Below are 6,167 nucleotides of genomic sequence, written 5' to 3'. Positions count from 1 at the left end.
GGCTGCGACGCGGTGCTCGGTCCTGCCGAGGACGGCGGATGGTGGGTGCTGGGCGTCTCGCGGCCAGAGATGGCCGATTGCCTGCGCACCGTTCCGATGTCGCAACCAGACACGGGCGCGCTGACGGCGGCGGCGTTGCGTAACGGTGGGATCGACGTCGCGATGGTCGACGAGCTCGCGGACTTCGACACCGTCGACGACCTCGAGACCGTCCGTCGAAAATGCCTGGCGGACAGCCGATTCCTGCGCGCAACCGACTCGGTGCGCATCTGATGTTCGGCCATCTCTACGACCGCGCCCTCGACGGTGAACGCTGCTGGATCCGCCACGACGACGGTGAGGTGCGCAACCTCCCGGTGCACCGCTGGATCGGCGGGGTGCACGCCGACGGCCGGTTCGACCGGGCGGTCGTCGAGCTGTGTGAAGGCCCGACCATCGACTTGGGTTGTGGCCCTGGACGATTGGTGAGCGAGCTGATCCGGCGCGGTATCCCCGCGCTCGGCGTCGACCAGTCCGCGACGGCGGTCGGGCTGGCCCGGCGCAACGGCGCGCCGGTGCTGCGGCGGGACGTGTTCGGCCAACTGCCCGGCACCGGCCGTTGGCAGACGGTGCTGCTCGCCGACGGCAACGTCGGCCTCGGCGGCGACCCGCTGCGGGTGCTGCGCCGGGCGGCCGAACTGCTGCGCCAGGGCGGCCGCTGCATCGCCGAGTTCGAAGCGCTGAACACCGGCATCAACACGGGCTGGGTGAGGCTGGAGTCTTCGCGGACGGTCGGTCCGTGGTTCCAGTGGGCGTCAGTTGGGATCGACTGCGCGGCCGGTATCGCCGAGAACGCCGGGCTGGCGCTGACCCGCGTCCATCCGATCGGAAACCGTGTCGTCGCGAGCCTCACGCTGTCCTAGGGGTCGGGCAGCAGATTTTCCGGAACGATTTGCAGGGTGCCGCGCGGCGTACTGCCGGTCACCAGGGCCGCACCCGAACGCGGGTCGACCGCAACGGAATTCGGCTGCTGCATGGTCGGCAGGACGCCGAGCTGTCGCGGCCTCGCGGCGTCGGCGATGTCGATCACCTGCAGCTGGTTTGTGGCTGTCAGCGTGACGTAGAGCCTGCGCCGCCCAGCGTCATACGCCAACCCGTAGGGTTTCCCCTTCGCGTCGACGCGGGCGACTTCGGTGATCTGCGGCGTGACCCGTTCGATGAGGACGGCATTCCCGTCGGTGTCGGCGAAGGCGGCCAGGTCCTCGGACAACGCCACGGCGTGCGTCAACTTGGTGCCGACAGGGCCGTGCGCGACCTGCTGACGACTCGAACCGTCGTACACCCAGACGCCGTTTCCCTGCACATCGGCGACTGCGGCGTATCTTCCGACGGCGGCGGCCCCGCCGGGTTGCGGTGGGCCGGCGGGCAGCGAGGCGATCACCGCCCCGTCCCGCACGAACACCACGCCACCACCCAGCTCGCTGGTGACGACGATCGTGCCGTCGGCGGTGCGCACCGCGTCATGAGGCTGGCGGCCGACACCCTTCGCCGTCGAGACCACGCTGCCGTCGGCAAGGCTGAGTTCGGAGAGCTCGTCGGACGTCTCGAGCGGTGCCAGAACCGGCCCGTCGGGTCCGGCGAGACTCAGGTGTCGAGCCGCGCCGGCCGTGGAAATCGACTGGCGCACAGCGCCGGTCGAGGCGTCGACGAGCGCGATGGCCGCCGGGTCGCGTACCGCGACGGCCGCGATTCCCGATGTTCCGATGACGATGCCCTCGGGTCCGCCCGGGAACGGCACCACCTTTCCGGCCGGCGGTACGGTCGGGGCGCCCGCGAGGGCAGGCTCTGCCGCGGCCGCCGACGTCACCGGCGCGGCGGACGGCTGCGCCGGGGGTTCGTCGGCGCACCCAGCGAGCAGTGCGGCTGCGGCGACCAAGCGGAGCGTCGCCTTCAGGACGTTCATCACGTTCTTGCCGGTGTCCCTTCGCTCGATGGGCCGGCGTCGGCGCGAACGACCGTCGCCAAGCGGATTGCGTACGCGACCGCGCTGACGCCGAACATGACCGCGGTGAGCAGCAGCCATCTGCCCAGAAACCCGTCTTGGACCTGACCGGTGGCGGCCAGATAGGTCGGGCCACCTTGTTCGATGATCCCTGGCAGGAAGACCAGGAACGTCAGACCCGCTCCGAGCGCGGGCACCCGGATGTAGTTGAGCACCGGCAATCGCGTCGCCGATCGCCGGTTCGTGGACTCGACCAGTAACCGGTCCGCCAGCGCGTAGATCGGGAACAACACGAGGTCGTGCGCGATGATCGCGGCGGCGAACCAGACCGCGATCGACTGCCACCAGACATCCGGGTTCCACAACGTCGCGGGCTCGACGGTGGCCACCACATAGCCGAAGAGAGCGAAGCCGGCGGTCACGGTCAGCAGATGCAACGGATTGGAACCGTATATGCGGCGAAACATGCTCAGCCGACCCTGAATTCGATGGACCGGACCCACTTCGTGTTGTGCACGCCGGGTAAGGCCGGGACGATGATCCGGGCCGGGAAGCCGTGGTCCGGTGACAGCTCCGCGCCGTTGACCCGTAACGCCAGCAGCGAGTCCGGATGTGCGATCTGGTTCGCCTGCAGGGTGGCGCTGTTGAACACACCGCGTCGTTCCATCGACTGCACGAACGCCGATCTCGGTTGCGGAACGCCGGCCAGCCGAGCGAGCTCGCGCAGCGGGACGCCGGCCCAGGTCTCGGTCGTCGACCAGCCCTCCACGCACGCGATCGGCAACCGGGCGGTGTGCTGCGTCATCGCGGTGAGCGCCGCACGGTCCACGGAAACGGGCGTCGGCCCACCGGTCAGGATGAGTCGCCACCGTTCTCCGGTCTGTTCGGGGGCGATCCCCGCCGCCACAGCAGTGCGATTGACCTGAAAATCGTTGGGCCCACTGCCGCGGGTACGCCCCCGCGGTAACAGCAGCGCCGCGTGACGGGCGAAGCCGCCGATCGTCTGTCCCGCGGTGAGCACCGCCATGAACAGCGCGCCACCGCCGACCAGCGCCAAGGCCCCGCGCCTGCTGATCGTCGCCGGCATCGGGTCGACGGCCACCAAACCGTCGGGGTCGTACGGCTCGGGTCTCGTAGCGGCTCGCCGGGTGCGCAACACGTCCCGCAGCGACATCGATCGCAAGCCGGTGCGCATGCGCGGAATCTTGATCGCGATGTGCACGAGGAAGCCCGCGATGAAAACCCACGCCCCGTAATAGTGGGCGGTGTAGAAGCTGAAACCGAAGATGTAGTCGTACTGGATGTTCAGCACGCCGGTGATGATCTCGAACAGAATCCCGCCGACCAGCATCAGCAACGAAACACGTTCCAGGACCTGGGCGACCGACCGCGACGGTGGCCACGCGAACAGACGCGGGATCACCGACCACAACTTGGCGAGCACGACAGGGATCAGCACCAATCCCAATCCGACGTGCACGCCCTGGCTCAACCGGTACAGCCACGACGGATCGGTCGGCCAGTCGAAGGTCGGCAGTTTCAGCCAGCCGACGTCGGCCGGGATGGCCTGACCGAACTGCGGCCCGTACGCGACGTAGGACAGCAGTCCGGTCAGGATGACGATCGGCAAGCTGATCAGGAGCACCGATCCCAACACCGACGTGAACCACAGGCCGCGCAGTGGGCTACGCCAGCGGAACACCATGTCAATAGAGTCCAGCGTCACGCGTCCAGGTCTGCAGACGACCCGCGACCGTTACCAATTCGTCAGAATCAAATGGTTCAACAGCAGCGCGCCCACCACGTTGGCCGCGAGCCACCAGCGCTGCGAACGAGGCGGAAGCAACGCCCCCGCAGCCGTCAGCCAGACGGTGAACGGCAGCCAGATGCGTTCGGTCTCGGCCTTACTCAGCATGGACAAGTCCGCGAACACGATTGCCGCCAGCGCGCCGATGAGGATCATGTGCAACCCGGGTCGGCGCCGGATCGCCGCGATGTCGAATACTCTGCCCAGACCCGCCACGCTGCCCAGTCCGATCGCGCAGACCACCGACGCCAAATTGGCCCACGCCCAGTACTGGAACGGCCGGTCGGTGGCGATTCCCTGCCAATACCGTTCCTGCACCAGGTGATAACCGTCGAGCCACCAGAAACCGACGAACGCGAAGAGACCCACCACGGCGAGGACGACGACAACCGCAGGCACCGCGGTGCGCATCGCGGCCCGCCAATCCGGCGCGCACATCAGCACAGCCAGCGCAGGCAGAGCCATCAGGCCGAGCCCGTAGTTGAGGAAGATGCCCCAGCCGAACAGCAGTCCCGCACCCGCGGCGGCCAATGCCCGCCAACGCGTTTCGCGGCCGACGGCCACAGCCAGCAGCGCGATGGCCCACGCCGCGACGCCGGCGAAGTACCCGTCGGCCGACACCGCGATCCAGATCGCGGTCGGCGCCACCGCCACGAACGGCGCGGCCAGCCGCGCGGTGTTCTCCTCGGTCAGCGCGTGCAGCGCGACCAGGATCGCCGCGGCCGCACTCGAGCCGACCAGCAGGCACAGCAGGCCTGCCCACGCGCCGCCGCCCAACCCGATGCGGTCGAGCCACACGAATGTCAGCAGCGCGCCCGGCGGATGCCCGGACACGTGGGTGATCCACGAATCCGGCTGGTAGTCAAGGATTCTGTCGGAAAATGTGCGCAACGCATGCGGTATGTCGGTGACGGTCGGGACCTGTGTCAGGTACTCGTGGCGGTCGGCCAGCCTGCCGGCGAAGCCGCGCTGCCAACCGTCGATCATCGCCAGCGAGAACGCCCACGCACACGACGTCGCCCACGCCACCAGGGGAACGGCGCGCCACGGTAGCCGCTGCGCCAGCGTGGGCCCCCAGAGCACGGCCGCGGCGCCGATCAGGATGGCGGGAATGGTTCCCCAGCCGACGTGCGCGTTGCGCCACCCGAAGATCGGGGCGGCCTCGGCGAAGTCGTGCAGGCGTTTCGGCGTCGCGTTGAGCAGCGGCGTGACGATGCCGAGGTGCAGATGCGGGACGACGAACGCCGCGACGACGAGCACCACGCCGACGCCGACCGCCACCGTCTCTCTGCGACCCGTCTGCATCTCGCCACCCTAGTGGTGGCCGGGGGTGCACCTCTCCCGCGCGAGCGACCGTGTCTGTACGAGAAACTGCGGCGTGTCGCGTACAACTGCGGTCCCTCGCGGCGGACGACAGCGTCAATACAGTCGCGTGCGGGTGTTCTCTTCGCTGTAGTACTCGTCGAGCTGAGCCTGGCTCCAGTCGTAGCGGATCGACTTGAGCAGTTGCGCGACGCTCGGCAGCGCCGACGGGTTCCAGGTCGACGGGTCCCACGCGTCCGATCGCAGAAACGCCTTGGCGCAGTGGAAGAAGACCTCTTCCACCGCGATCTCCAGCGCAAGGATCGGTCGTTTACCCGCCACGCTCAGCGCGTCGAAATAGTCGGCGTCCGAGAGGATTCGCGCGGTGCCGTTGATGCGCAACGTGTCCCCGCGGCCGGGGACCACGAACAGCGTGCCGACATGCGGGTTCTGCAGGACGTTGAGATAGCCGTCGACGCGCTTGTTGCCCGGCCGCTCGGGGATGGCGATCGTCGCGTCGTCGACGACGTGCACAAACCCCCGCGGGTCGCCCTTCGGGGACACGTCGACGCGGCCGTGCGCGTCCGTCGTCGAGACGAAGCACAGGGGCGAATGCGCGAGCCAGTCGCGTTGCACCGGCGACAGGCGGTCCTTGACCTTGTTCGCGACATAGTGGTCCGGTTGACCGACGACGGCTCGCAACTCCTCGACGGTGCTGACTTCGCGGCGCATCGCTACATCATCCTCGAAATCATCCTCGGCGGCCGGCACGAGCTCAGCGCGGTCCGGCGAATCGCGCGGTGAGCGCCCGGCGGTCGATCTTGCCGATTCCGCGTCTCGGCAGGTCGTCGACGACGTGCATCTCGCGGGGCGCCGCGGTGGCGTCCAGGGTGGCGGCGACGTGCTCGCGCAGTTCGGCGAGCGTCGGGGCGGCGAATCCGGTCGCGAGCACGATAGCCACAGCCACGCGCTGCCCCAGCCGCTCGTCCGGCACCCCGAACACCGCGCATTCGCCGACCGCCGGATGCGCGACGAGCACCGCCTCGACGATGTGCGGGATCACGGTCAAACCGCCGC

At 68.8% G+C, this 6,167-nt stretch carries 7 protein-coding genes and 1 pseudogene; 2 read left to right on the top strand and 6 right to left on the bottom strand.

Going from position 1 to position 6,167, the window contains the following annotated elements; all coding sequences use genetic code 11:
- Both A5663_RS18600 and A5663_RS18595 read left to right on the top strand, forming a co-directional pair.
- A partial coding sequence (locus A5663_RS18600) for a DUF2064 domain-containing protein (RefSeq protein WP_156744551.1) occupies positions 1 to 273 on the top strand: 273 nt, incomplete at its 5' end.
- Positions 273 to 902, top strand: coding sequence for a methyltransferase domain-containing protein (locus A5663_RS18595; protein WP_068152428.1), 630 nt, complete (start codon positions 273 to 275; stop codon positions 900 to 902). The genes A5663_RS18600 and A5663_RS18595, both read left to right, overlap by 1 nt.
- Here the strand turns inward: A5663_RS18595 and A5663_RS18590 are convergent.
- The 6 genes and pseudogenes from A5663_RS18590 to A5663_RS18565 all read right to left on the bottom strand — a co-directional run.
- Positions 899 to 1,942: a YncE family protein gene (locus A5663_RS18590; RefSeq protein WP_068152425.1), complete on the bottom strand. Its 1,044-nt coding sequence runs from the start codon at positions 1,940 to 1,942 to the stop codon at positions 899 to 901. The two genes, A5663_RS18595 and A5663_RS18590, sit on opposite strands and share 4 nt — an antisense overlap.
- Complete coding sequence (locus A5663_RS18585) at positions 1,942 to 2,448, bottom strand: hypothetical protein (RefSeq protein ID WP_068152421.1); 507 nt, start codon at positions 2,446 to 2,448, stop codon at positions 1,942 to 1,944. Before A5663_RS18585 ends, A5663_RS18590 begins: the two co-directional genes overlap by 1 nt.
- Positions 2,449 to 2,450: 2 nt before the next feature.
- Positions 2,451 to 3,686 carry a molybdopterin-dependent oxidoreductase gene (locus A5663_RS18580; RefSeq protein ID WP_068152418.1) on the bottom strand — a complete coding sequence of 412 codons (1,236 nt, stop codon included), beginning with the start codon at positions 3,684 to 3,686 and terminating at the stop codon, positions 2,451 to 2,453.
- 51 nt (positions 3,687 to 3,737) lie between these two features.
- Positions 3,738 to 5,093, bottom strand: coding sequence for a hypothetical protein (locus A5663_RS18575; RefSeq protein ID WP_068152415.1), 1,356 nt, complete (start codon positions 5,091 to 5,093; stop codon positions 3,738 to 3,740).
- Between the two features lie 114 nt (positions 5,094 to 5,207).
- Positions 5,208 to 5,822 (bottom strand): pyridoxamine 5'-phosphate oxidase family protein, encoded by a 615-nt coding sequence (locus A5663_RS18570; RefSeq protein ID WP_068152434.1) that lies wholly within the window; start codon positions 5,820 to 5,822, stop codon positions 5,208 to 5,210.
- Between the two features lie 43 nt (positions 5,823 to 5,865).
- Positions 5,866 to 6,167: pseudogene (locus A5663_RS18565) on the bottom strand (O-succinylbenzoic acid--CoA ligase); the annotation flags it as partial.

It is taken from the genome of Mycobacterium sp. E740 (assembly GCF_001672895.1).
Classification (GTDB): Bacteria; Actinomycetota; Actinomycetes; order Mycobacteriales; family Mycobacteriaceae; genus Mycobacterium.
Note: the sequence above shows the minus strand (reverse complement) of the source record. Positions and strands in the feature narration are given on the sequence as shown.

What these genes read in the sequence shown, in the direction of transcription:
- A5663_RS18590 (WP_068152425.1), bottom strand. Translation starts at nt 1,942, where the DNA reads ATGAACGTCCTGAAGGCGACGCTCCGCTTGGTCGCCGCAGCCGCACTG.
- A5663_RS18580 (WP_068152418.1), bottom strand. Translation starts at nt 3,686, where the DNA reads ATGGTGTTCCGCTGGCGTAGCCCACTGCGCGGCCTGTGGTTCACGTCG.
- A5663_RS18585 (WP_068152421.1), bottom strand. Translation starts at nt 2,448, where the DNA reads ATGTTTCGCCGCATATACGGTTCCAATCCGTTGCATCTGCTGACCGTG.
- A5663_RS18575 (WP_068152415.1), bottom strand. Translation starts at nt 5,093, where the DNA reads ATGCAGACGGGTCGCAGAGAGACGGTGGCGGTCGGCGTCGGCGTGGTG.
- A5663_RS18595 (WP_068152428.1), top strand. Translation starts at nt 273, where the DNA reads ATGTTCGGCCATCTCTACGACCGCGCCCTCGACGGTGAACGCTGCTGG.
- A5663_RS18570 (WP_068152434.1), bottom strand. Translation starts at nt 5,822, where the DNA reads ATGCGCCGCGAAGTCAGCACCGTCGAGGAGTTGCGAGCCGTCGTCGGT.